This is a genomic window from Saccharothrix stipae, from assembly GCF_054781895.1.
This window is the reverse complement of the sequence record NZ_BAAGTN010000005.1, coordinates 270,994-297,361: the sequence shown is the minus strand read 5'-3', so window position 1 is coordinate 297,361 and position 26,368 is coordinate 270,994. Positions and strand designations below refer to the sequence as shown.

The 26,368-nt window shown below is 71.6% G+C and carries 29 protein-coding genes and 2 tRNA genes; 22 read left to right on the top strand and 9 right to left on the bottom strand.

Going from position 1 to position 26,368, the window contains the following annotated elements; translation table 11 throughout:
• The first annotated feature begins 58 nt into the window (after positions 1-58).
• The gene (locus ACYVLT_RS10235) at positions 59-625 is read left to right on the top strand and encodes a carboxymuconolactone decarboxylase family protein (RefSeq protein WP_461119884.1); all 567 of its coding nucleotides are present in this window, start codon (positions 59-61) and stop codon (positions 623-625) included.
• Between the two features lie 6 nt (positions 626-631).
• Here ACYVLT_RS10235 and ACYVLT_RS10230 read toward each other — a convergent pair whose 3' ends face one another.
• The gene (locus ACYVLT_RS10230; RefSeq protein WP_461119883.1) at positions 632-1,549 is read right to left on the bottom strand and encodes a sigma-70 family RNA polymerase sigma factor; all 918 of its coding nucleotides are present in this window, start codon (positions 1,547-1,549) and stop codon (positions 632-634) included.
• Between the two features lie 34 nt (positions 1,550-1,583).
• On the opposite strand from ACYVLT_RS10230, the gene dnaG reads away from it, so the two are divergent.
• The 3 genes from dnaG to ACYVLT_RS10215 all read left to right on the top strand — a co-directional run bounded on the left by dnaG (position 1,584) and on the right by ACYVLT_RS10215 (position 4,798).
• Positions 1,584-3,476, top strand: a complete 1,893-nt coding sequence (gene dnaG, locus ACYVLT_RS10225; RefSeq protein WP_461119882.1) for a DNA primase — start codon at positions 1,584-1,586, stop codon at positions 3,474-3,476.
• Positions 3,476-3,988: a hypothetical protein gene (locus tag ACYVLT_RS10220; RefSeq protein WP_461119881.1), complete on the top strand. Its 513-nt coding sequence runs from the start codon at positions 3,476-3,478 to the stop codon at positions 3,986-3,988. The genes dnaG and ACYVLT_RS10220 overlap by 1 nt, the downstream gene beginning before the upstream one ends.
• Before the next feature lie 63 nt (positions 3,989-4,051).
• Positions 4,052-4,798 (top strand): trans-aconitate 2-methyltransferase, encoded by a 747-nt coding sequence (locus ACYVLT_RS10215; protein ID WP_461120161.1) that lies wholly within the window; start codon positions 4,052-4,054, stop codon positions 4,796-4,798.
• 58 nt (positions 4,799-4,856) lie between these two features.
• Here the strand turns inward: ACYVLT_RS10215 and ACYVLT_RS10210 are convergent, their stop codons facing one another.
• Positions 4,857-5,087, bottom strand: coding sequence for a hypothetical protein (locus tag ACYVLT_RS10210; protein WP_360453190.1), 231 nt, complete (start codon positions 5,085-5,087; stop codon positions 4,857-4,859).
• 139 nt (positions 5,088-5,226) lie between these two features.
• Here ACYVLT_RS10210 and ACYVLT_RS10205 point away from each other — a divergent pair.
• The 5 genes from ACYVLT_RS10205 (at position 5,227) to ACYVLT_RS10185 (ending at position 7,356) form a co-directional block, all read left to right on the top strand.
• Positions 5,227-5,298 (top strand) — tRNA-Asn (locus tag ACYVLT_RS10205).
• Between the two features lie 118 nt (positions 5,299-5,416).
• Positions 5,417-6,262 (top strand): oxygenase MpaB family protein, encoded by an 846-nt coding sequence (locus ACYVLT_RS10200; protein WP_461119880.1) that lies wholly within the window; start codon positions 5,417-5,419, stop codon positions 6,260-6,262.
• A gap of 86 nt (positions 6,263-6,348) precedes the next feature.
• Positions 6,349-6,423: transfer RNA gene (locus ACYVLT_RS10195), tRNA-Ile, on the top strand.
• Positions 6,424-6,791: 368 nt separating this feature from the next.
• Positions 6,792-7,022 (top strand): ribbon-helix-helix domain-containing protein, encoded by a 231-nt coding sequence (locus ACYVLT_RS10190; RefSeq protein WP_123743529.1) that lies wholly within the window; start codon positions 6,792-6,794, stop codon positions 7,020-7,022.
• The gene (locus ACYVLT_RS10185; RefSeq protein ID WP_461119879.1) at positions 7,009-7,356 is read left to right on the top strand and encodes a type II toxin-antitoxin system PemK/MazF family toxin; all 348 of its coding nucleotides are present in this window, start codon (positions 7,009-7,011) and stop codon (positions 7,354-7,356) included. The genes ACYVLT_RS10190 and ACYVLT_RS10185 overlap by 14 nt, the downstream gene beginning before the upstream one ends.
• Before the next feature lie 63 nt (positions 7,357-7,419).
• On the opposite strand, the gene ACYVLT_RS10180 is transcribed toward ACYVLT_RS10185, so the two are convergent.
• Both ACYVLT_RS10180 and ACYVLT_RS10175 read right to left on the bottom strand, forming a co-directional pair.
• On the bottom strand, positions 7,420-7,614 hold the full coding sequence (locus ACYVLT_RS10180; protein WP_461119878.1) for a ferredoxin: 195 nt from the start codon (positions 7,612-7,614) through the stop codon (positions 7,420-7,422).
• Complete coding sequence (locus ACYVLT_RS10175; protein WP_461119877.1) at positions 7,611-8,810, bottom strand: cytochrome P450; 1,200 nt, start codon at positions 8,808-8,810, stop codon at positions 7,611-7,613. Before ACYVLT_RS10175 ends, ACYVLT_RS10180 begins: the two co-directional genes overlap by 4 nt.
• Before the next feature lie 186 nt (positions 8,811-8,996).
• Here ACYVLT_RS10175 and ACYVLT_RS10170 point away from each other — a divergent pair, with 186 nt between their 5' ends.
• From ACYVLT_RS10170 to ACYVLT_RS10160, 3 genes are read left to right on the top strand one after another with little or no spacing between them, the layout of a single operon-like run.
• Entirely contained in the window at positions 8,997-9,866 is an 870-nt protein-coding gene (locus ACYVLT_RS10170; RefSeq protein WP_461120160.1) for an ABC transporter ATP-binding protein, read from the top strand.
• On the top strand, positions 9,863-10,714 hold the full coding sequence (locus ACYVLT_RS10165) for an ABC transporter permease (RefSeq protein WP_461119876.1): 852 nt from the start codon (positions 9,863-9,865) through the stop codon (positions 10,712-10,714). The genes ACYVLT_RS10170 and ACYVLT_RS10165 overlap by 4 nt, the downstream gene beginning before the upstream one ends.
• Positions 10,711-10,953 (top strand): helix-turn-helix transcriptional regulator, encoded by a 243-nt coding sequence (locus ACYVLT_RS10160; RefSeq protein ID WP_360453217.1) that lies wholly within the window; start codon positions 10,711-10,713, stop codon positions 10,951-10,953. The genes ACYVLT_RS10165 and ACYVLT_RS10160 overlap by 4 nt, the downstream gene beginning before the upstream one ends.
• Before the next feature lie 40 nt (positions 10,954-10,993).
• On the opposite strand, the gene ACYVLT_RS10155 is transcribed toward ACYVLT_RS10160, so the two are convergent.
• A complete protein-coding gene (locus ACYVLT_RS10155) occupies positions 10,994-11,578 on the bottom strand; it encodes a TetR/AcrR family transcriptional regulator (RefSeq protein ID WP_461119875.1) in 585 nt (194 codons plus the stop codon).
• 60 nt (positions 11,579-11,638) lie between these two features.
• Here ACYVLT_RS10155 and ACYVLT_RS10150 point away from each other — a divergent pair, with 60 nt between their 5' ends.
• From ACYVLT_RS10150 to ACYVLT_RS10130, 5 genes are all read left to right on the top strand, one after another.
• Positions 11,639-12,742, top strand: a complete 1,104-nt coding sequence (locus ACYVLT_RS10150; protein ID WP_461119874.1) for an FAD-dependent monooxygenase — start codon at positions 11,639-11,641, stop codon at positions 12,740-12,742.
• 201 nt (positions 12,743-12,943) lie between these two features.
• Positions 12,944-14,104, top strand: a complete 1,161-nt coding sequence (locus tag ACYVLT_RS10145) for a nitric oxide synthase oxygenase (RefSeq protein ID WP_461119873.1) — start codon at positions 12,944-12,946, stop codon at positions 14,102-14,104.
• Positions 14,105-14,204: 100 nt separating this feature from the next.
• Positions 14,205-15,302, top strand: a complete 1,098-nt coding sequence (locus tag ACYVLT_RS10140; RefSeq protein WP_461119872.1) for a Re/Si-specific NAD(P)(+) transhydrogenase subunit alpha — start codon at positions 14,205-14,207, stop codon at positions 15,300-15,302.
• Positions 15,299-15,622, top strand: coding sequence for an NAD(P) transhydrogenase subunit alpha part 2 (locus tag ACYVLT_RS10135; RefSeq protein WP_461119871.1), 324 nt, complete (start codon positions 15,299-15,301; stop codon positions 15,620-15,622). Before ACYVLT_RS10140 ends, ACYVLT_RS10135 begins: the two co-directional genes overlap by 4 nt.
• Positions 15,619-16,986, top strand: coding sequence for an NAD(P)(+) transhydrogenase (Re/Si-specific) subunit beta (locus ACYVLT_RS10130; RefSeq protein WP_461119870.1), 1,368 nt, complete (start codon positions 15,619-15,621; stop codon positions 16,984-16,986). The genes ACYVLT_RS10135 and ACYVLT_RS10130 overlap by 4 nt, the downstream gene beginning before the upstream one ends.
• A gap of 15 nt (positions 16,987-17,001) precedes the next feature.
• Here ACYVLT_RS10130 and ACYVLT_RS10125 read toward each other — a convergent pair whose 3' ends face one another.
• Together ACYVLT_RS10125 and ACYVLT_RS10120 are read right to left on the bottom strand one after the other, a co-directional pair.
• Complete coding sequence (locus ACYVLT_RS10125; RefSeq protein WP_461119869.1) at positions 17,002-19,059, bottom strand: EAL domain-containing protein; 2,058 nt, start codon at positions 19,057-19,059, stop codon at positions 17,002-17,004.
• A gap of 6 nt (positions 19,060-19,065) precedes the next feature.
• Positions 19,066-19,872 carry an SAM-dependent methyltransferase gene (locus ACYVLT_RS10120; protein WP_461119868.1) on the bottom strand — a complete coding sequence of 269 codons (807 nt, stop codon included), beginning with the start codon at positions 19,870-19,872 and terminating at the stop codon, positions 19,066-19,068.
• 310 nt (positions 19,873-20,182) lie between these two features.
• Between ACYVLT_RS10120 and ACYVLT_RS10115 the strand changes: the two genes are divergently transcribed.
• From ACYVLT_RS10115 to crcB, 3 genes are read left to right on the top strand one after another with little or no spacing between them, the layout of a single operon-like run.
• On the top strand, positions 20,183-20,620 hold the full coding sequence (locus tag ACYVLT_RS10115) for a MarR family winged helix-turn-helix transcriptional regulator (RefSeq protein WP_461119867.1): 438 nt from the start codon (positions 20,183-20,185) through the stop codon (positions 20,618-20,620).
• Positions 20,610-20,963, top strand: a complete 354-nt coding sequence (locus ACYVLT_RS10110) for a fluoride efflux transporter FluC (RefSeq protein ID WP_461119866.1) — start codon at positions 20,610-20,612, stop codon at positions 20,961-20,963. The genes ACYVLT_RS10115 and ACYVLT_RS10110 overlap by 11 nt, the downstream gene beginning before the upstream one ends.
• Positions 20,960-21,292 carry a fluoride efflux transporter CrcB gene (gene crcB, locus ACYVLT_RS10105; protein ID WP_461119865.1) on the top strand — a complete coding sequence of 111 codons (333 nt, stop codon included), beginning with the start codon at positions 20,960-20,962 and terminating at the stop codon, positions 21,290-21,292. Before ACYVLT_RS10110 ends, crcB begins: the two co-directional genes overlap by 4 nt.
• On the opposite strand, the gene ACYVLT_RS10100 is transcribed toward crcB, so the two are convergent.
• Positions 21,282-23,534 carry a HelD family protein gene (locus ACYVLT_RS10100; protein WP_461119864.1) on the bottom strand — a complete coding sequence of 751 codons (2,253 nt, stop codon included), beginning with the start codon at positions 23,532-23,534 and terminating at the stop codon, positions 21,282-21,284. The genes crcB and ACYVLT_RS10100 overlap by 11 nt on opposite strands.
• Before the next feature lie 235 nt (positions 23,535-23,769).
• The gene (locus ACYVLT_RS10095; protein WP_461119863.1) at positions 23,770-24,645 is read right to left on the bottom strand and encodes an SGNH/GDSL hydrolase family protein; all 876 of its coding nucleotides are present in this window, start codon (positions 24,643-24,645) and stop codon (positions 23,770-23,772) included.
• Positions 24,646-24,899: 254 nt separating this feature from the next.
• On the opposite strand from ACYVLT_RS10095, the gene ACYVLT_RS10090 reads away from it, so the two are divergent.
• Together ACYVLT_RS10090 and ACYVLT_RS10085 are read left to right on the top strand one after the other, a co-directional pair.
• Positions 24,900-25,598 carry a hypothetical protein gene (locus ACYVLT_RS10090; RefSeq protein WP_461119862.1) on the top strand — a complete coding sequence of 233 codons (699 nt, stop codon included), beginning with the start codon at positions 24,900-24,902 and terminating at the stop codon, positions 25,596-25,598.
• 86 nt (positions 25,599-25,684) lie between these two features.
• Entirely contained in the window at positions 25,685-26,365 is a 681-nt protein-coding gene (locus ACYVLT_RS10085; RefSeq protein ID WP_461119861.1) for a TetR/AcrR family transcriptional regulator, read from the top strand.
• The last annotated feature ends 3 nt before the right edge of the window (positions 26,366-26,368 follow it).

Here is a 26,368-nt window from a genome sequence, read left to right as displayed (position 1 = left end):
GTCACGTCCCGGGCCCCCTCCTCGTCCTCCGGGTGAAGACCCGAAACGAGGAGGGGACATGCCCAGGATCCCGGTCATCACCACCAAGCAGGCCAACCCGCTGGTGCGGCTCGCCTACCGGTTCGCCAAGCGGCGGTTCGGTGCGGTGCCGGAGCCGTTCACCGTGGCCGCCCACCACCGCAAGCTGTTCGTCGCGAGCGCACGGCACGAGATGGCCCTGGAGAAGGCGGCCAAGACGCTGCCCGCGTCGTTGCGGGAACTGGTGCAGTACCTGACCGCGGTCAAGCTGGGCTGCTCGTGGTGCGTCGACTTCGGCACCATGCTGATCAAGCACGAGGGCCTGGACGTCGACCGGCTCAAGCACATCCACGACTACCGGACGTCGGACTCCTACACCGAGCTGGAGAAGCTGGCCCTCGCCTACGCCGACGCGATGACCGAGACGCCCACCGCGGTCACCGACGAGCAGGTCGCCGAGCTCGACCGGCGGCTGGGGCACCAGGGCCTGGTCGAGCTGACCTACCTGATCGCGGTGGAGAACCAGCGCGGCCGGTTCAACTCGGCGTTCGGCATCACCGACCAGGGCTTCACCTCGGGCGACGCCTGCCGGGTGCCGCTGCCGTAACCGGTCTCAAGGGCTCTCGGGGAACGGCACGTGGCCGAGCTTGTCCGGGTTCGACATGTCGTACACGCCGGCCACCTTGCCGTCCCGCACCACGACCGCCTCGACCCTCGGCGTGAGCTCGCCCTGGGCGCCGAACACCAGCCCGACGTCGCCGTTGACCAGCGCGGGCCGTCCCTCGACGTCGCCGTACCGGCGCAGCAGGCCGAGGATGAAGCGCGCCACCTTGTCCGCGCCGCTGATCACGCGGGCCGCGGTCCTGGCCTTGCCGCCGCCGTCGCCGACGAGCACCACGTCCGGGTGCAGCAGGCCGATCACCGCGTCGACGTCGCCGGTGGCCAGGGCCCGGAGGAACCGTTCGAGCACCTCGCGCTGCTCCTCCAGCGCCACCCTCGGCGGCGGGTCGGCGTCGGCGGCCGCCTTGCGACCGCGTGAGGCGTGCTGACGGGCCGTCGCGACCGTGCAGCCCAACGCGTCGGCGATCTCGGCGAACGGCACGCTGAACGCGTCGTGCAGCACGAACGCCACCCGCTGCTCGGGCGTGAGGCGGTCCAGCACGACCAGGGCCGCAAGCCGCACGCCGTCGTCGCGCACCACCGCGTCCAACGGGTCGTCCTCGCCGGAGGTGACCAACGGCTCGGGCAGCCACTGCCCGACGTACCGCTCCCGCCGCACCGCCGCGGACCGCAGCCGGTCCAGGCAGATCCGGCCCACCACGGTCGTCAGCCAGCCCCGCAGGTCCCGGATGTCGGCCCGGGCCTGTGGGCTGAGACCGGTCAGCCGCAGCCACGCCTCCTGCACCGCGTCCTCGGCGTCCGCGACGCTGCCGGTGAGCCGGTAGGCCACGCCGACCAGGTGGGAGCGATGGCCGGTGAAGGTCGAGGCCAGCGTCTGCCCGGCGGCCAAGGTCTTCTCGCCTGCGGTCACGGGCACCAGTCTGCCAGCACTAGACTCGCTCGACGTGGCAGGACGCATCCGGGAGAGCGACGTCGCACTGGTGCGTGACCGGAGCCGGATCGACGAGGTCGTGGGCGACCACGTCTCCCTGCGCGGAGCCGGCGCCGGCGCGATGAAGGGCCTGTGCCCGTTCCACGACGAGAAGTCGCCGTCGTTCAACGTGCGCCCCTCGCACGGCACGTTCCACTGCTTCGGCTGCGGCGAGGGCGGCGACGTCATCGCGTTCGTGATGAAGATCGAGCACCTCGGGTTCGTGGAGGCCGTCGAACGGCTGGCCGACCGGGCGGGCGTCCAGCTCACCTACGAGGGCGGCGGCGCGACCGTCCAGCGCGACCGCGGCACCCGCAGCAGGCTCATCGAGGCGCACCGGGTCGCCGCCGAGTTCTACGCCGAGCAGCTGGCCACGCCGGACGCACTGGCCGCACGGGAGTTCCTGGCGCAACGCGGTTTCGACGAGGCCGCGGCCCGCACGTTCGGCTGCGGGTTCGCACCCGGCGGCTGGGACAAGCTCACCAAGCACCTGCTCGGGCGCGGGTTCGAGCTCACCGAGCTGATCAAGTCCCAGTTGACCAAGGAGGGCAGGCAGGGGCCGATCGACCGGTTCCACCGCCGGCTGCTGTGGCCGATCCGGGACATGGGCGGCGAGGTCGTCGGCTTCGGCGCGCGCCGGATCTTCGACGACGACCCGATCCAGGCCAAGTACCTCAACACCAGCGAGAGCCCGATCTACAAGAAGTCGCAGGTGCTGTTCGGGCTGGACCTGGCCAAGCGGGAGATCGCCAAGCGCAGGCAGGCCGTCGTGGTCGAGGGCTACACCGACGTGATGGCCATGCACCTGGCCGGCGTGCCCACGGCGGTCGCGTCCTGCGGCACGGCGTTCGGCGCGGACCACATGAACGTGCTGCGCCGGCTGCTCATCGACGACTCGATGAACGGCGAGGTGATCTTCACCTTCGACGGCGACGCGGCCGGGCAGAAGGCGGCGCTCAAGGCGTTCGAGGGCGAGCAGGCCTTCTCCGCGCAGACCTACATCGCGATCGCGCCGGACGGCATGGACCCGTGCGAGCTGCGCCAGGCCAAGGGCGACGTGGCGGTGCGCGACCTGGTGGCCCGCCGCACGCCGCTGTTCGAGTTCGCCATCAAGACCCGGCTGCGCGACTACGACCTGGACTCGGTGGACGGCCGGGTCGAGGCGTTGAAGACGATGGTGCCGTTCGTGGCGCAGATCAAGGACCGGGCCAAGCGGGACGGTTACGCGACCCGGCTGGCCTGGTGGGTCGGCTGGGACGACGAGTCGGCCGTGGTGCGCCGGGTGCGCGAGACGGCGACCGGCCGTGCGCCCGCGCCGTCACGTCGTGCCGCCGCACCGGTCGACCCGAACCAGGGCGCGCTGGACGTCGACGGGCCGCCGCGCCCCGATCCGCGCGACCCGGCGCTGTGGGCGCAGCGGGAGGCGCTGAAGGCGGCTCTGCAGCTGCCGGAGATGGCCGGGCCGTACTACGACTCGCTGCCGGACGAGGCGTTCACGCACCCCGCGTACCTGGCGTTGCACCAAGCGATCCGGCAGGCCGGCGGCGCGTCGTCGGGGCTGTCGGGCCCGGCGTTCCTGGACGCGGTGTCGCAGGCGTGCCGGCAGCAGGCCGTGCGGTCGGTGTTGACCGAGCTGTCCGTGGAGGCCCTGCGGGTCAAGGCGGACGACGAGTACCGGTACGTGCAGAGCGTGCTGGCGCGGTTGCAGCAGATCCTGGTGGCCGGGCAGATCACCGAGATCAAGTCCCGGCTGCGGCGGGTGTCGCCGGTGGAGGAGCCCGACGAGTACCGGGCCCTGTTCGGCGACCTCATCGCGCTGGAGGACTACCACAAGGCGTTGGGCCAACAAGCGGTGGGCGGGCTGTGATGGGGCTGTTCCGGAGGGTTTTCGGCTCGGGCGCACCGGAGGGGTTCACCGGGGCGTTGGACGCCGAGGAGCACGTCCTGGCGTCGGCCGCGGTCGGCTCGGACTGGCTCGTGGCGACCTCGTACGGGCTGTGGGTGCCCGATCCGGCCGGCCCCCGCCGGGTCGGGTGGCACCTGATCAGCAAGGCGACGTGGAGCGGGAACGCGTTGGCGGTGATCGAGGCGGTCGAGGACGGCACGGCGGGTGAGGCCGTGGTGCTGCGCGACCTCGCGCCGCGGCGGTTCCCGCTGGAGTCGCCGGGCAAGGTGCCCGAGGTCGTGCACGAGCGGGTGACCGGGTCGATCAGGACGCGGGAGCACAACCCGACGGTCGGCGCGTGGTTCGTGCAGCGCAAGGTCGCCGGGCGCGACGGCGTGGTGCTCCAGGTGCGGCCGGACCCCGGCGCCGACGTGGAGCGCATCCGGGAGGTCGCGGCCGCGGTGGCGGCGAAGATCACCAAGTTGCGCGGCTGACTGGCCCGGTTCGCAGTACGCGCGTACTGTTGCAGTACGTCCGTACTGTTACTAGGGGTGCGCATGTGGGATCCGGGCAAGTACCTGGCGTTCGCCGACCACCGCTCGCGCCCGTTCCACGAGCTGGTGGCGCGGGTCGGGGCCACGTCGCCGCGCCGGGTGGTCGACCTCGGCTGCGGTCCGGGGAACCTGACCGGGACGTTGGCCGAGCGGTGGCCGTCGGCGGTGCTGGAGGCGCTGGACTCGTCACCGGAGATGGTCGCCGCGGCACGGGCGCGCGGGGTCGAGGCACGGGTGGGCGACGTGGCGTCGTGGGAGCCGGAGCCCGACACCGACGTGGTGGTGACCAACGCCGTGTTGCAGTGGGTGCCGGGGCACGAGGACCTGCTGCGCAGGTGGGTGCGGGAGCTGCCGTCCGGCGCGTGGCTGGCGATGCAGGTGCCCGGCAACTTCTCCGGGCCGTCGCACGAGCTGGTGCGGTCGCTGGTACAGGCGTCGTGGCCCGCGTTGCGGGGGTTGCTGCGGCCGTCGCCGGTGCTCGACCCGAAGGGGTACGCCGAGGTGCTCGACGGCTGCTCGGTGGACGCGTGGGAGACGACGTACCTCCAGCGGCTGGAGGGGGAGGACGCCGTGCTGGAGTGGATCACCGGGACGGCGCTGCGGCCGATCCGCGCGGCGCTGGGGGACGGTGAGTGGGCGGCGTTCCGGGGCCGGTTGGCGCCGATGCTGCGGGAGGCGTACCCGCGTCGTGCGGACGGCACGACGTGGTTCCCGTTCCGCCGGGTCTTCGCCGTGGCGCGGGTGCCGTGACGCGCCGTGGCCGCCCCGGTTCGAGGCGGCCACGGCGACGTCGTCGGCGGTCGGGGTCCTAGTTGGTGCGCGGGATGACGGGGTCGCGCCGATGGCCGTTGGCGTGCGGCTGGTGCCGGCCGAAGCCCGTCTTCTCGCCCACCTTGGCGCGGACGATGCCGGCCGCGCCCTGTACGGCCGGGTGGTCGGACAGGGAGCGGTAGGCGCGCACGATCTGGTCGTAGCGCTGGCGTCCGGCGCGCGCCCCCAGGACGTAGCCGACGGCGGCGCCGAGCAGGATGCCCTTCATGTCCGATGTCCTCTCGTGGAGATCGTGCCTGGTCACACCCTTCCTACCCGACGAGGGAGGGGGGCGTGCGCGAGCACTGTTCCGGATGCGCTAGAGTTACGTCCTGTCGGGCCGGGTGGCCCGGCCTACAACAGAACATTCCCCCTTAGCTCAATGGCAGAGCATTCGACTGTTAATCGAAGGGTTACTGGTTCGAATCCAGTAGGGGGAGCGCGATGGCACCCCAGGTCGGTCGACCTGGGGTTTTGTCGTCCTCATGGGGGTCGGGTACCCGCGAGTCACCCGATTGTCACCCCTTCGCGCCGGTTTCTTGGGGCAGGCTGAGCCGCATGGCCGACCGCTTCGCCAACCGTCGCCGGATCACGTCCCTGGACCCCGAGCGGGACCACGTCGAGATCATGCGCATCTCGTCCGGGTACGAGTTCCCCTGGGACTACGTGCGGTCGCTGGAGTTCGCCCTGTTCCGGACCTACTGCGTGCCGTCGATCTCGGCCCTGCTGGCGCGGACGGGCGAGTTCGAGCGCAGGCCGCAGAAGCGGTACGACGACACGGCGTTGCTGATGGCGGAGCTGGTGGAGCACGGCTACGACTCGCCCCGCGGCCGTGAGGCGCTGCGCGTGGTGAACCGGCTGCACGGGCGGTACGAGATCTCGAACGACGACATGCGGTACGTGCTGTCGACGTTCATCTTCGACCCGATCGAGTGGATCACGCGGTACGGCTGGCGGCCCCTGACCGACCACGAGCGGCTGGCCGCGTTCCACTTCTACACCGCGGTCGGCGTCCGGATGGGCATCAAGTCCCTGCCGCCGACCTACTCCTCGTACCTGGAGTTCAAGCGGGGGTACGAGCGCGAGCACTTCACCTACAGCGACACCAACCGCGCGATCGGCCAGTACACGCTGGACCTGTTCTGCTCCTGGTACCCCGCGCCGCGCGCCCTGACCTCCCGGGCCGTGCTGGCGATGCTCGACCGGCCGATGCTCACCGCCTTCGGCTTCCGCCCCCCACCGCCGGTGCTCACCGCCATCGCGCACGCGGCCCTGCGCACCCGCGCCCGCACCGTCCTCCTGCTCCCGCCACGCAAGACACCACGCCTGACCAACGACCCGAGGAACCGCACTTACCCGGGCTACCCGACGGGCTACCGCCCGACCGACCTCGGAGCCCCGTAGCCCACCAGTGCACAGCTTGGTCACGCCGCCCGGGTTGTCGAGACGCGGCGGAGCTCCCCTCTGTACCCTCCGGAACCGCACGTCAGGGGGCGGTAGCTCAGCCGGTCAGAGCAGCGGACTCATAATCCGTCAGGTCGTGGGTTCGAACCCCACCCGCCCCACTGGTTTGAACAGCGCGAACTGAGCCTAACAAGATCGACTCGCGGAACCGGTCGCGGTGTTGGTCGGGGGCGTCGGTTCTTGCACTCCGGGTTCGGCCGGCATGACCCGCGACCAGGTTCCGGTGGTGGTGCGGCTGATCGAAGGCCGACCCGGTGTTGCTGCTGAACGGCGCGGCCCTGGGTGAGTGGTTCGGTCGCCCGGCGGCCATGGTGCTGCCGCTCTCGCTCATCCTGATCATCGCGATCTCTCCCCGCACCAGCGGGCCGGGCGATGGGCCTCCAACCGGGTCTCACCGGTCTGGCGGCGTTCGGTGACGGGAGCAACGCGACGGTGGCCAGCTGGTAGCACCGGAGGTAGCATCGGAGGTATGAAAATCAGTGTGAGCCTCCCCGAGGAGGACGTAGAGTTCGTTGATCGCTACCTGCGGCAACACCGGAGTGCCTCGCGATCGTCGGTGATCCACCAGGCGATCACGTTGCTGCGCGAGGCGGGTCTGGAGAACGCCTACGCGAGTGCGTGGGAAGAGTGGGAAGCCGGAGGAGACGCCGACATGTGGGACGTGACCGCGCCAGACGGTGTCCTCGATGCGGCGAGGTGACATCTACTGGGTGGACCTGGACCCGGCGCAGGGCGCCGAGGCCAACAAGATCCGCCCGGCCGTGGTCGTCAGCAACGACGCGGCGAACCGGGCCGCCGGACGGGGCGGCCGGGGTGTGGTGACCGTCGTGCCCATCACCTCCAACACCGCGAAGGTGTACCCGTTCCAAGTGCTGCTGCCCGCCAAGGACTGCGGGCTCGGCGCGGATTCCAAGGCGCAGGCCGAGCAGGTGCGCACGGTCGCCGCGGCCAGGTTCCGCGCTCGGATCGGCGGTCTGCCGCCCGCGGTGCTCAAGCAGCTGGACGACGCCCTCCGCGTGCACCTGTCCCTCTGATCGCCGCTCAGCCGCGCACCGGAAACCGCCGGGGCCGTCCGGAGACGGCCCCGACAGCCCCTGTCACCCCACGACGTGGATGGCGCCCGCCGGGCACAGGTGCGCCGCTTCACGCGCCGCCTTCTCGTGCTCGCCGGTCGGGGACGGCAGCAGCAGCACGACCGTCCCGTCCACCTCGTCCTGGTCGAACACCGCCGGGTCGGTCAACGCGCACATCCCCGACCCCGCGCACCGGTCCGGATCGACTTCGATCTTCACTGGAACTCCACCGGCAGCTCGTGCACCCCGTAGATCGCCATGTCGTCCCGCATCCTGACATCCTCGGCGGGCACCGCGAGCCGCAGGTCGGGGAACTCCCGGAACAGCGCCGAGAACCCGACCCTCATCTCGATCCTGGCCAACTGCTGACCGAGGCACTGGTGCACGCCGTGGCCGAACCCGATGTGCCCGGCCGCGGACCGGGTGACGTCGAACTCGTCCGGCCGCTCGAACCGCGCCGGGTCGCGGTTGGCGGCGGCGACGGAGATCGAGACCGACTCACCGGCCCGGACCACCACACCACCGATCTCCACGTCCTCGACCGCGGTGCGCAGCGTGCCGAACTGGATGATGGTCAGGTACCGCATCATCTCCTCGACCGCGTTGTCCACCAACGACGGGTCGGCTCGCAGCGCCGCCAGCTGGTCGGGGTTGCGCAACAGCAACAACGTGCCGATGCCCAGCATGTTCGCCGTGGTCTCGTGACCGGCGACGAGCAGCAGCAGCCCCATGTTGGCGACCTCGGAGTCGGTCAGCTCGCCGGTGGCGATCAGGCCGGACAGCATGTCGTCGCCCGGCGTGACGTGCTTGCGCTTCGCCAGCTGGAGCACGAACTCCTCCAGCCGCTCGAACGCCGCCATGATCTCCTCGAACGTGGAGTCCAGGCTCAGCGCCTTGGCGGTGTCGTGCTGGAACGACTCCCGGTCCTCGTAGGGCACCCCCAGCAGTTCGCAGATCACCATCGACGGCACCGGCAGCGCGAAGTTCGCCACCAGGTCCGCCGGCGATCCGGCGGCACGCATCGCGGCCAGGTGCTCGGCCACGATCTGCTCGATCCGCGGCAGCAGCTGGTTCATCCGCCGCACGGTGAACTGGCCCGTCAGCAGCTTGCGGTACCGGGTGTGGTCGGGCGCGTCCATCGCGATGAACATGCCCGGCTTGGCCGGCGGCCGCTGCGTGACCGGCTCGCCGGCGAGCAGGCGCGGTGAGTGCTGGAGCTCGGCCCGGCTGCTGAACCGCCGGTCCGCGTGCACCTCGCGAGCCAGCTCGTAGCTGGTCACGAGCCACCCCAGGTGGCCGTCGGGGAATCGCAACCTGCTGATGGGCGCCCGCTCGCGGAGCAACCCCAACTCCGCGGGCGGGTCGAACGGGGTGCTGCGTCGGGTGGGCAGCTCTGAATACAGCGTTTCGGTCATCTCGCACACCTCCCAGTGCGTTAGGGGACCTACTTCGCAACATACAGAAGGTTCACGAAGCCGTGAAGGAAATAGGCAATCAGGGAACGGCCGTAGTACGAGTGATAGCAGGTGTGCTACAAAAAGCCCAAGAACTCTGACAGGGGGAGGTGAGGGTCCTTGGTCATCGAGGTGCGCGATCTGCGGATGCGCTACGGCACGACGGACGTGCTGCACGGGGTCGACTTCACCGCGGATCCGGGTGAGGTGGTGGCCCTGCTCGGGCCCAACGGCGCGGGCAAGACCACGACGATCGAGATCCTGGAGGGCTTCCGGCTGCCCTCCGACGGCCACGTCCGGGTGCTGGGCGTCGACCCGGCCACCGGCGACGAGGCCTGGCGCGCCCGGCTCGGCGTGGTGCTGCAGTCGTGGCGCGACCACGGCCGCTGGCGGGTGCGCGAGCTGCTGCACCACCTCGGCCGCTACTACGCGCCCTACGCCACGCCGCACCAGCCGCGGCCGTTCGACACCGACGAGCTGGTCGAGACCGTCGGCCTGACCGAGCACGCGCACAAGAAGATCAGCAGCCTGTCCGGCGGCCAGCGGCGGCGGTTGGACGTGGCGATCGGCATCGTCGGCAAGCCGGACCTGTTGTTCCTGGACGAGCCGACGGCCGGGTTCGACCCGCACGCGCGCCGGGACTTCCACGACCTGGTGCACCGGCTGGCGGACCTGGAGGGCATGACGATCCTGCTCACCACGCACGACCTGGCCGAGGCGGAGAAGCTGGCCGACCGGATCCTGGTGCTGGCGGGCGGCCGGATCATCGCCGACGGCAGCCCCGACCAGCTCAGCCGCCAGGTCGCGGGCAAGTCCGAGATCCGCTGGACGCACGACGGCCTGCGGCACGTGCACACGGCCGAGGACGCGACGGCGTTCGTGCGCGACCTGTTCCGGCAGCACGCGACCGGCATCTCCGAGCTGGAGGTGCGGCGCAGCACCTTGGAGGACACCTACATGGCCCTCGTGCAGCGGCACGAGAGCGGGCAGGCGATGGAGGAGGTGGCGGTCCTGTGAACGCCACGACGCACGGCGTCCGGCTCGGCCTGGACCGCGGGCTGCGCGAGTTCCGTCACACCCTCGGCAGTTCCGACCAGCTCTACAACCTGTTCATGTCGGTCGGTTTCCTGACCGTGCTGTGGTTCCAGCGCGACTCGACCGCCGATGGCGCCGACATCACGCTCGCCGCCCTCACCCTGCCCAGCATGCTCGGCATGGGCATGGTGTTCGGCAGCCTGGTCGGACCGGCGGGCCAGCTGTCGACCAACCGCGAGGACGGCACGCTGCTGCGCGCCAAGGCGGTGCCGCACGGCATGGTCGGCTACCTGGTCGGCCGGGCCGTGCAGACCACGCTGGACAACGTGTTCGCCCTGCTGATCGTGCTGGTGCCGGGCCTGTTCCTGGTCAACGTGCTGGCGGACGCGGGCGTGGTCGGGCTGCTCGGCCTGCTCGCGGTGCTGGGGCTGGGCATGGCGTCGATGTTGCCGTGGGGCGCGGTCGCCGGGTCGATCACCAAGAGCCCGGGCGGCGCGATGGGCATCACCATGCTGCCGATGATGGGCCTCACGGCGATCTCCGGCATCTTCTACCCGATCACCGCGATGCCGGGCTGGGTGCAGGGCGTGGCCCAGGTGTTCCCGGTGTACTGGGCCGGGCACGGCGCCAGGGCGGCGCTGCTGCCCGACTCGGCGGCGGCCGCGGAGATCGGCGGGTCGTGGCGGGTCCTGGAGGCGGTCGGCGTGCTCGGGGTGTGGGCGGTGGCCGGCTTCCTGGTAGCGCCTACGATCCTGCGGCGGATGGCCCGCCGGGAGTCCGGAGCGGAAATGGAGCAGCGCCGCGAGGCGGCGTTGCAGAGGGTGCGATGAGCGAAAGCGTCTACAACCGGATCGCGATGCTGCGCGCCGAACGGGGTGTGTCCCGCCGGCAGCTCTCCGAGGCGTTGGGCATCCACTACCAGACCGTGGGCTACCTGGAACGGGGCGAGTACAGCCCCAGCCTGTACCTGGCGCTGCGCATCGCCCAGTACTTCGAGGTTCCGGTGGAGGTCGTGTTCTCGACCGACCCGTTCCCCCGGTTGGGCAGCAACTCCGAGCGATCCGCGTAGACGAGGCGGGGTCGGCGCCGTGGCGCCGACCCCGCGTCACTCACTTCCCTAGCACGCCGCGCAAGGCCGCACGGATCGCCGCGGCCAGCTCGGCCCGGCTCTCCGGCGTGCCCGGTGCCGGTGCGCCGAGCGCGCCCGCGCCGACCAGCCGGTCGAACAGCAGCCCGTCCACGAACGCCACCAGCTCCCGGCCCTGCCGCTCCGGGTCCTCCGCGCCCAACGCGGCCAGCAGCTCCCTCGCCTGCGCGCGCGGTCGTTCGCCGTGGGCCAGGATGCCGCGCAGCTCGGGGTGGTGGGTGGCCTCCAGCAGGCACGCGTACCGGGCCAGGGTGCGCTCGCGGCCGGTCGTCATCCACTGGTCGAGCACGTGCGCGACGCCCTCCGCGAGCCGGTCCGGGTCCAGCGTGACGTCCACCGCCGCCGCGACAACCTCGGCGTTGTCCACGTCGGCCAGCCGTTGCACCACGCCCTCGACCAGTGCCTTGCGGGTGCGGAAGTAGGCCGACGTCGAGCCGGTGGGCACGCCCGCCGCCGCGTCCACCGCGCGGTGGGTCAGCCCGCGCATGCCTTTGGTGGCCACCACGTGGATCGCCGCGTCGGCGAGGGCGGCCATGCGCTCCGTCACGGTGTCGTCCTCCTTCTACAGCTGTAGAGTACTGACATCTACAGCTGTAGAAGGAGGGGCATGAGAGCGGTCGTGGTGGGAGGTGGCCTCGGCGGGGTCACGGCGGCGGTGGCGTTGCGACAGGTCGGGTGGGATGTCGTCGTGCTGGAGCGCGCCCCGGAGTTCGGCGAGGTCGGCGCGGGTGTCGGGGTGATGCCGAACGCGATGCGGGCGCTGGCCGCGCTGGGGTTGGCCGACGACGTGCGGCGGATCGGCACGCCCAGGGTGGCGGGCGGCCTGCGCGACCCGAGGGGCCGGACGCTGACGCACGTGGACGCGGCGCGGGTGGACCACGTCGTGGCGGTGCACCGCGCCGACCTGCACCGGGTGCTGCGGTCCGCGCTGCCCGGGTCCTGCCTGGTCACGGATGCCGACGTGCGGTCGGTGGACGACCTGGACGCCGACCTGGTGGTCGCCGCGGACGGCATCCGCAGCCGCGTCCGGGAGGCGTTGTTCCCGGCGTTGCCCCGGCCGGTGTACGCGGGCACCACGGCGTGGCGCAGCGTGACGACGGCCCGGTTCCCGCTCGACCTCGGCATCGGCCAGACCCTCGGTCCGGGGCGGGAGTTCGGCGTGCTGCCGCTGGGCGACGGCCGGGTCTGCTGGTACGCGGCCGCGGTCGCACCCGCGGGCGGGCGTGCGCACGACGAGCTGGCCGAGGTGCGCGGGCTCGTCGGCGACTGGCACGACCCGATCCCGGACCTGCTCGACGCCACCCCGCCCGGGACCGTGCTGCGGCACGACATCCACGAGTTGGCCACGCCGCTGCCGACCTACGTGAGCGGCCGCGTGGCGCTGCTCGGCGACGCCGCCCACGCGATGACGCCCTACCTGGGCCAGGGCGCGTGCATGGCGATCGAGGACGCCGTGGTGCTGGCCGCCGCGTGCGCCCGCGCCGACGACGTGCCGACCGCGCTGGCCGAGTACGACCGGCAACGCCGTCCGCGCACGCAGGCGATGGCGAAGGCGTCGAGGGCGGTCGGGCGGGTGGGGCACAAACTGCGCAACCCGGTGGCGGTGGCCGTGCGTGACGCCGTGGTGCGTGCGGTGCCGGCCGGGGTCGGTCTGCGGGGCATGGCGAAGTTCCTGGCGTGGAACCCGCCGTCGCTGTCACCCGATAGGTGAGAAATCCCCAGTGATGTAAATCACAGGTAACCGCCGCAATTCGAGCGGATAACGATCCAATATCACTCGTTTTCGCAGGATGGGTCACCCGTCTGCGCGATCAAGCACTCACTGTCCGGCATCAACAGTGTGGGGTGGACCCCACCCGGTGCCCGGCACGGCGGTGCAGCAACCCCGAAAGGGCAACTACGGTGTCCCGCCATGGCCCCCGTCCCCTCGTGTCCGGCTGAAGCCATTCCCCTGTGCGACTCCGCCGCCCCCGCCGTCGACCTCGCCGAGGCCGACGAGTTCATCCGCCTGCACCACTCGGAGAACCCCGAGTCGGGCCCCGTCGAACACCGCCTCGCCGAGGTGCACGCCGAGGTCGCCGCCACCGGCACGTACCGCCACACGCCCGACGAGCTCACGTTCGGCGCGCGGGTGGCCTGGCGCAACAGCGCCCGCTGCATCGGTCGGCTGTACTGGCGCAGCCTCAAGGTCCGCGACCTGCGCGACCTGCGCGACCCCAAGGAGATCGCGGACGAGTGCGTCGAGCACCTCAAGCTCGCCACCAACGGCGGCAAGGTCCGCCCCGCGATCACCGTGTTCGCGCCGGACGAGCCGGGCCGGCCCGCGCCGAGGATCCGCAACGAGCAGCTGATCCGCTACGCGGGCTACCTCGGCCCGGACGGCGGTGTGCTGGGCGACCGGCGCAACGTCGAGCTCACCGAGGAGGCCATCGGGATGGGCTGGCGCCCGCCCGGGCGGCGGGGCCCGTTCGACGTGCTGCCGTTGATCGTGGCGCGGGAGGACGCCGAGCCCGCCCTGGTCGAACTGCCGCCCGACGCGGTGCTGGAGGTGCCGATCGGCCACCCAGAGCTGCCGTGGCTGGCCGACCTGGGGCTGCGCTGGCACGCCGTGCCGGCGATCAGCAACATGCGCCTGCGCATCGGCGGCATCGACTACCCCGCCGCGCCGTTCAACGGCTGGTACATGGGCACCGAGATCGGCGCCCGCAACTTCGCCGACGTCGACCGGTACGACCTGCTGCCCTACCTGGGCAAGCGGATGGGCCTGGACACCTCGTCGGTGCAGACGCTGTGGCAGGACCGGGTGCTGGTCGAGCTGAACCGCGCGGTGCTGCACTCGTTCGCGGCGGCGGGCGTGACGATCACCGACCACCACACCGAGTCGGACCGGTTCCTCACGCACATCAAGAAGGAGGAGGCGGCGGGTCGCTCGTGCCCGGCGGACTGGACGTGGATCGTGCCGCCGATGTCGAGCGGCATCACCAGCGTCTTCCACCGCTACTACGACAAGCGCGAACTGGTGCCGAACTTCTTCTCGAACGACACCGAAGGTGTTTGCCCGGTCATCCACTGACGCGTCCGGGCACGCCCCGGTCTCAGCAAGACGTATGTACGGTTAACGTTAATGCCCACGTGTGGCGTAGATCACCTTCAGCGGTCTAGGGTGACTCTCCGTGAGAGTGGGCATACCCGTCGAGTCGCGGCCCGCCGAGCGCCGCGTAGCCGGTCTACCGGAAACGGTGACCACGCTGATCGGTGCCGGACTCACGGTCGACGTGCAAGCCGGAGCGGGCGCACACGCCCAGGCCTCCGACGCCGCCTACCGCGCAGCCGGTGCGAACGTCATCGCCGACCACCCGGCCGGTCTGTCCGACGTGGTCGTGTCCGTCCAACCACCGACACCCGAGCAGGCCGCCGCCCTCCGGGAGGGCGACATCACGATCAGCTTCCTCCAGCCGAACGCCGAGCCGGAGCTGATCGAGGTGCTCAAGGCCAACAAGGTCACGTCGTTCAGCCTCGACCTGCTACCCAGGGTGACCAGGGCGCAGTCCGCCGACGCCCTGTCCTCGCAGGCCCTGGTGGCGGGCTACCGCGCGGTGATCGAGGCGGCCAACCGGCTGCCCAAGTTCCTGCCGATGTTCACCACGGCCGCGGGCACCATCCCGCCGGCCAAGGTGCTCGTCCTGGGCGCGGGGGTGGCCGGGCTCCAGGCCATCGCCACCGCGCGCCGGCTCGGCGCCGTGGTCGAGGCCTACGACGTGCGCGCGGCGGCCAGGGACGAGGTCAAGAGCCTCGGCGCGAGGTTCCTGGAACTGGACCTCGAAACGCAGCAGGGCGTGTACGCGCAGGCGCAGTCGGAGACGTTCCTGGAACGCCAGCGCGAGCTGATCGCGGACCGGGTCGCCGCCTCCGACGTGGTCATCTCCACCGCCGCCATCCCGGGCCGCAAGGCGCCCGTGCTGGTCACCAACGACATGCTCAAGGCGATGGCGCCCGGCTCGGTCGTGGTCGACCTGGCCGCAGAGTCCGGTGGCAACGTCACCGCGAGCAGCCCGGGCGAGGAGATCTGGGTCGGCGAGGTGCTGGTCTACGGGGCGAGGAACATGCCGAGCACCATGCCCGTGCACGCCAGCAGGCTCTACGCGCGCAACGTGGCCAACCTCCTGACGATGATGACCAAGGACGGCCGGGTCGTGCCGGACCTCACCGACGAGGTGCTGGCCGGCTGCTGCCTCACGCACGCGGGTGAGCTGAGGAGGGAGCTGTCGTGATCGACCTGTTGACGATCTTCGTGCTGGCCGTGTTCGTCGGCTTCGAGGTCGTGTCGAAGGTGTCCACGATCCTGCACACGCCGCTGATGTCGGGCGCGAACGCGATCCACGGCGTGATCCTGGTCGGCGCGATCCTGATCACCGGTCGCGCCGAGCACGCGCTGGAGATCACGCTCGGCCTGGCCGCGGTCTTCCTGGCCACGGTCAACGTGGTGGGCGGCTTCGTGGTGACCGACCGGATGCTGGAGATGTTCAAGGGCCACAAACCGACCAGGGCGGTCAAGGCCGACACCAACGGGCACGGGGAGGCGGGGAAGTGAGCCCCACCTGGGTCCAGCTCGCGTACCTGGTCGCCGCCCTGTGCTTCGTGCTCGCGCTCAAGGGCCTGAGCACGCCGAAGTACGCCCGCGCGGGCAACCTGCTCGGCGCGGCGGGCATGGCGCTGGCCGTGGTCACGGCCTACGTCCACGGCGCGGTCCACAACGGACTGCTGATCCTGCTCGCGGTGGCCGCGGGCGTGGTGGTGGGCATCCCGGCGGCCCGGTCGGTGAAGATGACCGCCATCCCGCAGATGGTGGCGCTGTTCAACGGCGTCGGCGGCGCCGCGGCGGCCCTGGTCGCGTTGACCGAGTTCCTCGCGGTGCCGCACGGCTCGGTGTTGTTCCAGCTCGCCACCGTGCTCACGGTGCTGATCGGCTCGGTCAGCTTCTCCGGCAGCGTGGTGACCTTCCTCAAGCTCCAGGAGATCATGACCACCCGGCCGGTGCTGCTGCCCGCCGGTCAGGTCCTCGGCATCGGGGTGGCCGCGGTGAGCGCGCTGCTGGCCCTGTGGGTCGTGCTGACCGGGAGCGGCGTGGTGCTGGTGCTGCTGGCGCTGGCCGGTCTCGCGCTGGGCGTGCTGTTCGTGCTGCCGGTGGGCGGTGCGGACGTGCCGATCGCGATCTCGCTGCTCAACGCGTTCACCGGACTGGCCGTCGCCGCGTCGGGTTACGTGCTGGCCAACACCCTGCTGATCGTCTCCGGCACGCTCGTCGGCGCGTCCGGCACCATCCTGACCCGGTTGATGGCCCAGGCCATGGGCCGGCCGCTGACCAACATCCTGTTCGGCGCGTTCCAGACCACCACCGCGACCGCGGGCACCGACGAACAGCGCACCGTGCGCGCCGGCACGGTGGAGGACGTCGCGATCCTGCTCGGCTACGCCCACTCCGTGCTGGTGGTCCCCGGTTACGGCCTGGCCGTGGCGCAGGGGCAGCACGCGGCGCGGGAACTGGCGCAGGTGCTGGAAGAGCGCGGCATCACGGTGCAGTACGGCATCCACCCGGTCGCGGGCCGGATGCCGGGTCACATGAACGTGCTGCTCGCCGAGGCGGACGTGCCCTACGAGAACCTCAAGGAGCTCGACGACGTCAACCCCGGCATCGGCAGCGTCGACGTGGTGCTGGTGGTCGGCGCGAACGACGTGGTCAACCCGGGCGCGCGGGACGAGCCGAGCAGTCCGATCTACGGCATGCCGATCTTCGACGTGGACCGGGCGAAGGCCGTGGTGTTCATGAAGCGCTCCATGCGGCCGGGCTTCGCGGGCGTGGACAACAGCCTGCTCTACAACCCGAAGACCACGATGCTGTTCGGTGACGCCAAGGAGTCGCTGACCAAGCTGCTGGCCGCGGTCAAGCACGTCTGAGCCCCCCCGGCGGGCTCAGGCGCCGGACAGCTCGTAACCCGGCACGGCGGGCGCGAGGTGGTCGCCGAACGCGGCGTCCACCTCGACCCGCGCCCACCACGCCGCCCGTAGCGCTGTGTCGACATCCGGCACCAGCACGGACACCCCGGACGAGCGGATCAGGTCCACCATCCGCGCCACCGCGTCGTGCAGGAACGACTCGGGCCGCTCGGCGAGCCTGCGCACCACCGACGGGTCGAGGACCACCGCGTCCACCGGCATCTCCTCCAGCAGCGCCAGCTCGGCCTGCCCGCCGTTGAAGCGGGTCAGCCCGGCGGCGATGCCGTTGTCCCGCAACACCTGCGCGTTGTCGTCGTCGACGCAGTCCAGCATCGTGCGGGCGTCCAGGAGGAGCCGCAGCCGGGACGCGGGCAAGCCGGTCTCCGCCAGCGTCCGCGTCACCCTGCGCACCAGGTCCTCGTCGCGGGACTGCATCGGCGACAGCTCGAAGTACAGCGTTCCCGCCGGGTCGGCCGCGGCGGACCGCACGGTGTCGGCCGCGGCCTCGCTCAGCGCCCACTGGCCGAGCGCCAGGGACAACCCGGTCTCGTCGGCCAGCGCCAGGCACTCGTCGTGCCCGAGGTCGTCCCAGCGCAGCCTGGCCACGTGCCCGAGCACCCGCCGGTCGACCAGGTCCACCACGGGCTGGTATTCGAGCTCCAGCTCGCGGTCGGCCAACGCACCGGGCATCCTCGCGGCCCGCGCCTGTCGATCCCGGAACCGCTGGTCGGCGTGCCGGTCGTAGGACAGCCACTGCCGCTTGCCGCACGACTTGGCCCGGCGCAGGGTCGCGTCGGCCGCGCGGAGGATCTCGGCGACGTCCCACCCCGCCGGTGGCCGGTCGACCACGGCGATGGTGGCGGACGGGGCCACGCCGTTGTCCATCGGCCGTTGCAGCGCCTCGTTGATCCGGTCCACCACGACGGGCACCGTCGGCGTGGCCGGCGAGTTGCCCACCACGATGGCGAACTCGTCGCCGCCCATCCGGGCGACCAGCGCGTCCTCGTGGGCCACCGCGGCTTCGAGTCGGCGGCCCACCTCGATGAGCACCCGGTCGCCGACCGCGTGGCCGAGGCCGTTGTTCACCGCCGAGAACCCGTCCAGGCCGAGCTGGTAGAGCGTGACCCCGCCGCGCGACGTGCCGTGCAGCGCTTCCAGCCGGGTGACGAGGCGCTGCCGGTTGGACAGGCCGGTGAGCGAGTCGTGCAGCAGCTGGAAGTCCAGGTTCTTGCGCAGCAGGTGCAGCTCGCTGACGTCCTCGGCCATGGTCACGTGGTAGGCGGGCTCGCCGTCCGCGTCACGCAGCAACGACACCGCCAGGTGCACCCACACCGGCTCGCCGTCCTCGCGCAGCAGCCGCCGTTGCGCGCGGACCCGCGCCGCCCGGCCGTCGCCGACCGCCTCGTACGTGCTCACCATCGCCTTCGCGTCGGCCGGGTCGAACAGCTCGACCAGCCTCCGCCCGGCCAGCTCGGCGCGGTCCCGGCCGACCATCTCGGCCAGCGCCTCGTTCGCCTCGACGCACGCGCCGCCCAGGTCGGTGATGGCGATGCCGAACGCGGAGGAGTCGAACACCTCCCGGAACCTGGCCTCGCTGACCTTGAGCACCCGCTCGGCCCGCCGCTTGGCCGCCAAGAGCGCGCGCTTGACCTCTTCCTGCTGGTCGAACGCGTCCATCCGCATCGCGGTGGCGAAGGCGGTGCTCAGGCTGCCCAGGATGGCGACGACCTTCTCCGCCAACCGGGGCACGTCCTGGAGCTCGGGGGTGAACAGCAGGGCGCGCCCGAGCACCTCCACCGTGCGCCGCAACGTCTCCGGACCGGTGAAGTGGGCCTCGACCAGCCGGTCGCCCACCACCGCGACGGGGTCGACGGTGAACGGCTCGGCCTGGACCGCGTCGGCGATCACGTCCACCAGGTCGAGCAGGTACAGCTCGATCTCGGTCGGCGACATCGGCACGTACGCGGTGGGGTAGACCGCCCGCATCCACTCGCGCGCGATGTCCTGCCGCCGGGTCTCAGCGGGTGGTGCCACGTCGGCTCACCTCTTGCGGCCCACGCCGGCGAAGATGCCGGCCCGGTCGGCATCCTCGTCGACGGCGCCTTCCTCGGGCCGCCACCGCGGCAGCGCGACCACGCCCGGCTCGACCAGGTCGAAACCGTCGAACAGGGCGGTGATCTCGGCGTGGGTGCGGGGGAACATCGGGTTCGCGCTCGGCCGCATCACGGCCACGATCCCGGCCATCTCGTCGGGCTGGAGGTCGGAGGTGAACTGGGACAGGGCCAGGTAGCTGCCCGGCGCCACGGCGTCGCGGTACGCGGCGAGCACGCCGGCCGGGTCGCGTTCGGGCGGCACGAAGTGGAACACCCCGACGGCGAGCACGCCGACCGGCTCGGCGAAGTCGATCAGGCCGGTGGCCCGGGCGCCGTCGAGCACCGCGGCCGGGTCGGTCATGTCCTCCTGCAGGACGGTCGTCAGGTCGTCGTGCGCGAGGATCATCAGGCTGTGCGCGACCGCGATGTCCTCGTAGTCGACGTACACCACGCGTGACCCGGGCGCGGCCTTGCGCGCGATCTCGTGCACGTTGCCCACGGTCGGGATGCCCGAGCCCAGGTCGAGGAACTGCCGCACGCCCGCGTCGACCAGGTGCAGCACGGCCCGGCGCAGGAACGCGCGGTTGAGCCGGGCGATGGTGCGGGCGTTGGGCTGGGCGCGGAGGAACCTCTCCGCCAGCTCGCGGTCGACCGCGAAGTTGTGGCCGCCGCCGAGCAGGTAGTCGTAGAGCCGGGCGGCGCTGGGCAAACCGGTGTCGACCTCGTCGGGGACCCAGCCAAGCCGATCCGCCACCGCTCCCTCACCCGTGTGTGTGCCGGCCCGAGCGTTCGCCCCGGTGGGGCGAGATTACTGATCCGGCGCGACTCGTGGACAGCGGGAAGACGCCTTGTCCCCGATCGGCGTAGAGACCGTCAACGAGGCGAACACCGAGAGTGCTGCGCAGGACACGCCGGGCCCGCCCAAGGGGTTCGGGGAACGGCGGCAGGGCCACCGCTAACGCGCTGCCGAACGCGTTGCCGAGCGCCGGGCGGGTCCACCGGGCCACCACCTGATCCGGCGTCACTCCGTGGGACGACATTTCCTGACCCAGTACCATTCGCGCATGTCAGACGAGGCACGCTCGCTCACCGACGTGGTCACGAGGCTCCGGCGGGCACTGCGCACGAGCATCCGGTCGGAATGGCCGTGGGACTCCCTGCCGATGGCGCAGGTCGAGTTGCTCCAGACGCTCGCCGAGCGCCCCCCGATGCGCGTAGGCGACCTCGCCGCCGAGCTGCGGTTGGCGCCGAACACGGTCAGCGGCCTGGTCGGCCAGCTGATCGAGGGCGGCCTGGTCGAACGGGGCGGTGACCCCAGCGACCGCCGCGTGGCCCGGCTCTCGGTGACGCCGCAGGGTCACGAGCAGCTGGCCGTCTGGCAGGCCGCGCACGAGAAGCGCATCGGTTCGGCGCTGGACAAGCTCGACCCGGCCGAACGCGCCGACGTGGTCCGCGCCCTGGCCGCGCTGGACCACCTGGTGGACCACCTGCGTGCGCACTGAGCTCCGGGTCCTCGCGGCGGTCGCCCTGGGTGGCGGCATCGGCGGCGTGGCGCGCTACGGCCTGGCCGCGGTGGTCCAAGGCCCTTGGGGCACGCTGCTGGTCAACGTGGTGGGCTGCGCGCTGATCGGGGTGCTTATGGTCCTGGTGCCGCGCCTGCACCCGCTGGCGCGGCCGTTGCTGGGCATCGGTGTGCTGGGCGGCTTCACCACGTTCTCGGGCTACGCGCTGGACGCCGTGCGGCTGGGTGGCCTCACTGCGGTCGCGTACCTGCTCGCCACCTTGCTCCTGGCGCTGGGCGCGACCTTCGCCGCCATGGCCGTGACCCGCCGGGTGTCGCCGTGACGGTGCTGCTGGTCTTCGTCGGCGCGGCGGCGGGCGCGTCGTTGCGGTACGCGGCCGGCCGGCTGCTGCGCAAGTCGTTCCCCTGGGCCACGTTCGCGGTGAACGTGGTGGGCTCGTTCGTGCTCGGCTGCGTGGCGGGCGCGTCTCCGGACCTGGTCGCGCTCGTCGGCACCGGTCTGTGCGGCGGCCTGACGACCTACAGCACGTTCAGCTACGAGACGATCCGGTTGACCGAGGACGGCCGCCACGGGCAGGCGTTCGCCAACGTGGCCGGCAGCATCGCGGCCGGCGTGGCCGCGGCCGCCCTCGGCTACGCCCTCACCCGTTGACCGCCAACCTCCGCAGCACGTCCGGCAGGTCGTCGGTGTGCACGACGCCGAGCCGTTGGGTGGCACGGGTCAGCGCCACGTAGAGGTCGCTCGCGCCGCGCGGCGACTCGGCCAGGATGCCCGCCGGGTCGACCACCAGCACCGAGTCGAACTCCAGGCCCTTCGCGTCGGTCACCCCCAGCACCACCACCTGCGCGTCGAGGTCGTCCGAAGCGCCCGGCACGGCGGCGCGCAGCGTCGCCACCGACGCCGACGGCACGATCACCGCGAGCTTGCCGTCGTCGATCTCGGCGAGCTCCTTGTCGACCACCGACGGCAGCGCCTCGGTCAGCGACGGCACCCGCAGGCTCCACGGCTCGAACCCGCTGTCCCGCACCGACGTCGGCGGCACCAGGTCCGGGTCGACCGAGGACAGCACGTCCGCCGCCACCGCCATGATCTCCGACGGCGTCCGGTAGTTCACCGTCAGCTCGGTCAGCTTCCAGCGGTCCAGCACGTACGGCGACAGCACCTCGTGCCAGGACGACGCGCCGGCGATGTCACCGGTCTGCGCGATGTCGCCGACCACGGTCATCGACTTCGAGGGGCACCGGCGCATCAGCGTCCGCCACGCCATGGGGGACAGCTCCTGCGCCTCGTCCACGATGATGTGCCCGAACGTCCAGGTCCGGTCCGCCGCCGCGCGCTCGGCCGCCGTCTCGTAGCGCTCCGCGCCGTGCCGCTCGGCCAACCGGTAGGCGTCGACGAGGTCGGTCGCCATCAGGATGTCCGGGTCGGCGTCGTCCTCCAGGTCGAGGATGTCGAGCACGCCCTGCGCGTAGTCGATCGCCTGCCGCCGCTGCCGCTCGGCCCGCGCCTTGGCCTCGGTGTCGTCCTCGCCGAGCAGTTCCGCGGCCTCGTCCAGCAGCGGCACGTCGGCGGGCGTCCACTCGGCGCCGCGCGGGCGGGCCAGCAGCTCGCGCTCGGCGGCCGAGAACTTCGGCGTGGCCTTGGCGATCAGCTTCGGCGTCGCGTAGAGGTCTTCGAGCAGCCGCTGGGGCGACAACGTCGGCCACAGCTTCTCCACGGCGGCCTGCACGCCCGGGTCCTCGCGCAGCTCGCGCCGGATGTCGTCGATGTCGGCCTGGTCCAGCAGGTGTCTGCCGAGCCGGGACACCGCCTGCGACGCCAACGTGGAGATGATCTCCCGCTGGAACGTCCGCCGCGCCTCGTTGTGCGGGCGCCGGGTCCGCCGCGCCCGACCGCGGGCCTCGGTGATCGCCCGCCGGTCCAGCCGCAGCACGTCCTGCTCGAACGGCACCTCGACCAGGCTCGGCGCCTCCTGCCGGTCCCGGATCGCGTGCGCGACCACGTCCGCCATCTCGCCGCGGCCCTTCAGCGCGGCCACCTCGGCCGGCTCGCGGCCGACCGCGGTCAGGCCCGGGAACAGCTCGCCGACGGTCGACAGCAGCACGCCGGTCTCGCCCAGCGACGGCAGCACCTGCCCGATGTAGCGCAGGAACGTCGCGTTCGGCCCGACCACCAGCACGCCGCGCTTCGCGAGCTGTCGGCGGTGCGTGTAGAGCAGGTACGCGGCGCGGTGCAGCGCCACCGCGGTCTTGCCCGTGCCCGGACCGCCCTGCACGACGACCACGCCGTTCAGCTCGGTGCGGATGATCTTGTCCTGCTCGGCCTGGATGGTCGCGACGATGTCGCCCATCTGGCCGGTGCGGCTCGCGTTCACCGCGGCCAGCAGGGTGGCCTCGCCGGTCAGGCCGTCGGACCGGCGGTCCGGGTCGACCGAGTTGATGTCCAGCACCTCGTCGTCGAAGCCGACGACCTTGCGCTGCTTGGTCCGCAGGTGCCTGCGCATCCGCACGCCCTCCGGCGCGGCGGCGGTGGCCAGGTAGAACGGGCGGGCGGCGGGCGCGCGCCAGTCCATCAGCAGCGGTTCGTACTCCTTGTCCTCGTCGAACAAGCCGATCCGGCCGATGTAGAAGCGGTCGTCGGTGTCGAAGTCGAGCCGGCCGAAGGCCAACCCGTTCTCCACCGCGCTGTACTGCGCCAGCTGGTCGGAGTACATGGCCACCGAGGTGTCCCGTTCGGAGCGCATCTGGTGCGTGCCACCGGTTTGCCGCAGCGCGCCGGCCAGGCGCTTCGAGCTCTGTTCGCGGAGGTCGTCCAGCCTGCCGTACAGCATCGACACGTATTCCTGCTCCGACTCGGTTTCCGCGAGCCGGAGGTCATCGGAGGGGCTTGACAACGTGCCTCATTTCTGGATAGCGTGGTTTATCGGCCTGTGTCGCATTCGGCTGACGGTTTCTTGCGGGCTCACTGTCCTGCGTCCGTCTGCGCAGAACGTCTAATCTACTACACGTTCTTCCCGCCGGTGCGTGAACGAGCCCGCGCCCGCGACGAAGATCCGTGACGCGCGAACGCCGCCACCGAGCGGGTGCTCGACGACGGCGTCCGGTGCGTGGCGACGTGGGTGCGGCGGGCTACAACCGGGTGGTGACGAACCGGCCGATGGCGTCCATGCCCTGCGCGTTCGGGTGCAGCGGCGCGGCGGGTCCGGTCGGCGCCAGGCCCTCGAACCACCTCACCCTGGCCGGTGCGCACGCGTCGTGGCCGACGCTCGGCGGCGCGATGTCGACGAACGACGCGCCGTGCGCGGCCGACTCACGGGCGAACACCGCGTTCAGCCGGTTGACGGTGCCCTGGAGGTAGTCGGCGTCCCGGGCCCAGATCGGCTGGTCGGGGTAGCAGCCGCCGGGCCGGATGTAGGTGCCGTAGCCGACCACCACGACCCGCGCCCCGGGCGCCCGGGCGGAGATGAGGTCGAGGGCGGCGGCGAACTCGGCCGCGTAGGCGTCGACCCGCTCGGCCAACCGGTCCTGCCCACCGGCGGTGAGCCGGTCGCGGCACGACGTCCCGAGCGGCTCGGGCAGCATATTGAGGCAGCCCACCGCCTCGCCGACCAGGCCGATGTCGTTGCCGCCGATGGTGAGCGTCACCAGGTCGGTCGACGGGCCCAGCGCGTCCAGCTGGGGCGCCTGCGTCCCCTCGGTGGTCGACTGCGGCCCGGCGAGGTCGTCGGTCACCGCGCCCGAGCACGTCACGTCGGTGAGCCGGGCGCCGATCCGCGCGGCGAGCACGGACGGCCAGTTGCGCGTCGAGCGCAGGCAGCCCGGCGCGCTCATGTCCTGCTCCGGGATGAGCGGCCCGGCGGCGGCTGAGTCGCCGAGCGCGACGTACTCGACGGCCGGTTCGGCGGTCGGTTCGGCGATCGACTCGGTGATCGTCTCGGCGGTCGCCGCGCCGGTGGTCCAGGTGATCGACAACACTGCGAACAACGCCGGTAGCAGTCTGCGCACGACCGCCTCCTCTTCGTGGTCGGGTGGTTTCCGGGGACATGATGTGGCCGACGCCGCCGCGGAGCGCCGAGGATTCGCCGCGGTGTCACCCGGGAGGGGTGGGAGACGACCCCAACCGGTCATCGACGGTCGCGGTCCCGCCGCGGGGATCCCGGCACGCCGAGTGAGGGCCGGACCACCCGATGAGCCGCTGTCCGAGGGCACGTGGGTGAAACCCGATCACGGTCCATGATCACTCCGGCACGCTGGGAGGGGTGAAGGAGAAGCGCCAGGAGCTCGTGCGGCTGTGCCGGATCGTGGTGGACCGGTCGCGGTGGCAGCTCGGGTTCGCGGTGGTGGTGTCGGTGTGGTCCTTGGCGTGGGTGGCGGGGCAGGCGTTCGGCGCGCCGAGCCCACTGGAGGTGCTGCCGGTGCGCTGGGCGGGCCTGCCGACGGGGTGGCTGGAGGTGACCCGCGGGTGGTTCGCCGGCCGCACCGGGTTCCTGGCCGTGGCGGGCGGCCTGCTGTGGGCGATGACGAGCGCGGGCCGGCAGGCGTCGGCGTTGTTCGGCTGGCTCGCGGTGATGGCGGCGGCCGAGGACGTCGGCTACGTCGCGGTGCGGTGGGCGTTGCTGGCGTTCGCGGCCTTCCTCGCGGTGATGGGGTTGGTGTCGATCACCGGGCGGCGGGCGTTCGTGGTCGACCGGGTCGCGGTCATCCCCCGGGACGTGGCGCGGGCCGGGGCGACGGCGGTGGCGTTGTCGGCGGTGGTGCCGCTGGTCGCGCCGGGTCTGGTGCTGGCCCGGCTGGTCGGCCCCTACGTGACTCGGCCACCACGCCGCCGGGCGGGGGCGCCGATCGTCCGCGCGGCTTCCACCGAACGGCCGACGGCCGGCGAAACGCCCGGTGAACTGCCCGAACCCGTCCCGGCGCAGCGCGGCTCGCGCCGAGGGGCCGGTCCGATTTCAGGATAGGTCAGGGCACGCTAATAGTTTTGCACCCCAACAATCAGAAGCGGGAAAGCTGAGCGAGCCTCACATCACATTCCGGAATCGTCTGTTTGGGCTTACCGGTCCGTATCCATCAAGATGTGCGCGTGCCAGAAAATCCCGCCGAAAACCGCTTAGCCAAGGTGATGCGTCGGCAGCCCGTTCAGCAGCGCGGCGCCGCCACGGTGTCCGCGATTGTCGATGCCTGCGCGACACTGCTCAACGACTACGACTACGACGACATCACCACCGCCCGGATCGTCGAGCTAGCAGGCGTGCCCATTGGATCGTTCTACCAATACTTCCCGGACAAGCGTTCTGTTGTGCACGCGCTGGCGTTGCGAGGTATGGAGGAGTACCTGGGACGGGTCGAAACGCTGTTCACGGAGGGTCGGCTCGCCCAGGACTGGCGGGAAGCGGTGCAGCAGGTCGTCGGCGTCTACCTGCGGATGCTGGTCGAGCTGCCCGGTTTCGGCCGGGTGCGGTTCAGCGACCTGCTCGACGGCCACCGGCTCGACGCGTCGGTCGACCAGTACGAGTTGATGGCCGAACGGTTGCGCGACCTGTTCCTGGGCCGCTTCGCGGTGCGCGGCGACGCGCCGGTCACGTTGACGTTCCGGATGGCCGCCCAGACCGCCGACGCGATGTTCAAGCTGGCCGAACGGGTCGAGCCCGACGAGCGCCCGGTGGTGCTCCGCACCGCCGACGGCGTGATCCTGACGATGTTGGCCGGCGTCTTCGACCCTGTGTGACGA

What these genes read in the sequence shown, in the direction of transcription:
- ACYVLT_RS10150 (WP_461119874.1), top strand. Translation starts at nt 11,639, where the DNA reads ATGAGAGCGGTCGTGGTGGGAGGTGGCCTCGGCGGGGTCACGGCGGCG.
- ACYVLT_RS10175 (WP_461119877.1), bottom strand. Translation starts at nt 8,810, where the DNA reads ATGACCGAAACGCTGTATTCAGAGCTGCCCACCCGACGCAGCACCCCG.
- ACYVLT_RS10210 (WP_360453190.1), bottom strand. Translation starts at nt 5,087, where the DNA reads ATGAAGGGCATCCTGCTCGGCGCCGCCGTCGGCTACGTCCTGGGGGCG.
- ACYVLT_RS10185 (WP_461119879.1), top strand. Translation starts at nt 7,009, where the DNA reads ATGCGGCGAGGTGACATCTACTGGGTGGACCTGGACCCGGCGCAGGGC.
- ACYVLT_RS10170 (WP_461120160.1), top strand. Translation starts at nt 8,997, where the DNA reads ATGCGCTACGGCACGACGGACGTGCTGCACGGGGTCGACTTCACCGCG.
- ACYVLT_RS10220 (WP_461119881.1), top strand. Translation starts at nt 3,476, where the DNA reads ATGGGGCTGTTCCGGAGGGTTTTCGGCTCGGGCGCACCGGAGGGGTTC.
- ACYVLT_RS10160 (WP_360453217.1), top strand. Translation starts at nt 10,711, where the DNA reads ATGAGCGAAAGCGTCTACAACCGGATCGCGATGCTGCGCGCCGAACGG.
- ACYVLT_RS10215 (WP_461120161.1), top strand. Translation starts at nt 4,052, where the DNA reads ATGTGGGATCCGGGCAAGTACCTGGCGTTCGCCGACCACCGCTCGCGC.
- ACYVLT_RS10190 (WP_123743529.1), top strand. Translation starts at nt 6,792, where the DNA reads ATGAAAATCAGTGTGAGCCTCCCCGAGGAGGACGTAGAGTTCGTTGAT.
- ACYVLT_RS10235 (WP_461119884.1), top strand. Translation starts at nt 59, where the DNA reads ATGCCCAGGATCCCGGTCATCACCACCAAGCAGGCCAACCCGCTGGTG.
- ACYVLT_RS10115 (WP_461119867.1), top strand. Translation starts at nt 20,183, where the DNA reads ATGTCAGACGAGGCACGCTCGCTCACCGACGTGGTCACGAGGCTCCGG.
- ACYVLT_RS10200 (WP_461119880.1), top strand. Translation starts at nt 5,417, where the DNA reads ATGGCCGACCGCTTCGCCAACCGTCGCCGGATCACGTCCCTGGACCCC.
- ACYVLT_RS10145 (WP_461119873.1), top strand. Translation starts at nt 12,944, where the DNA reads ATGGCCCCCGTCCCCTCGTGTCCGGCTGAAGCCATTCCCCTGTGCGAC.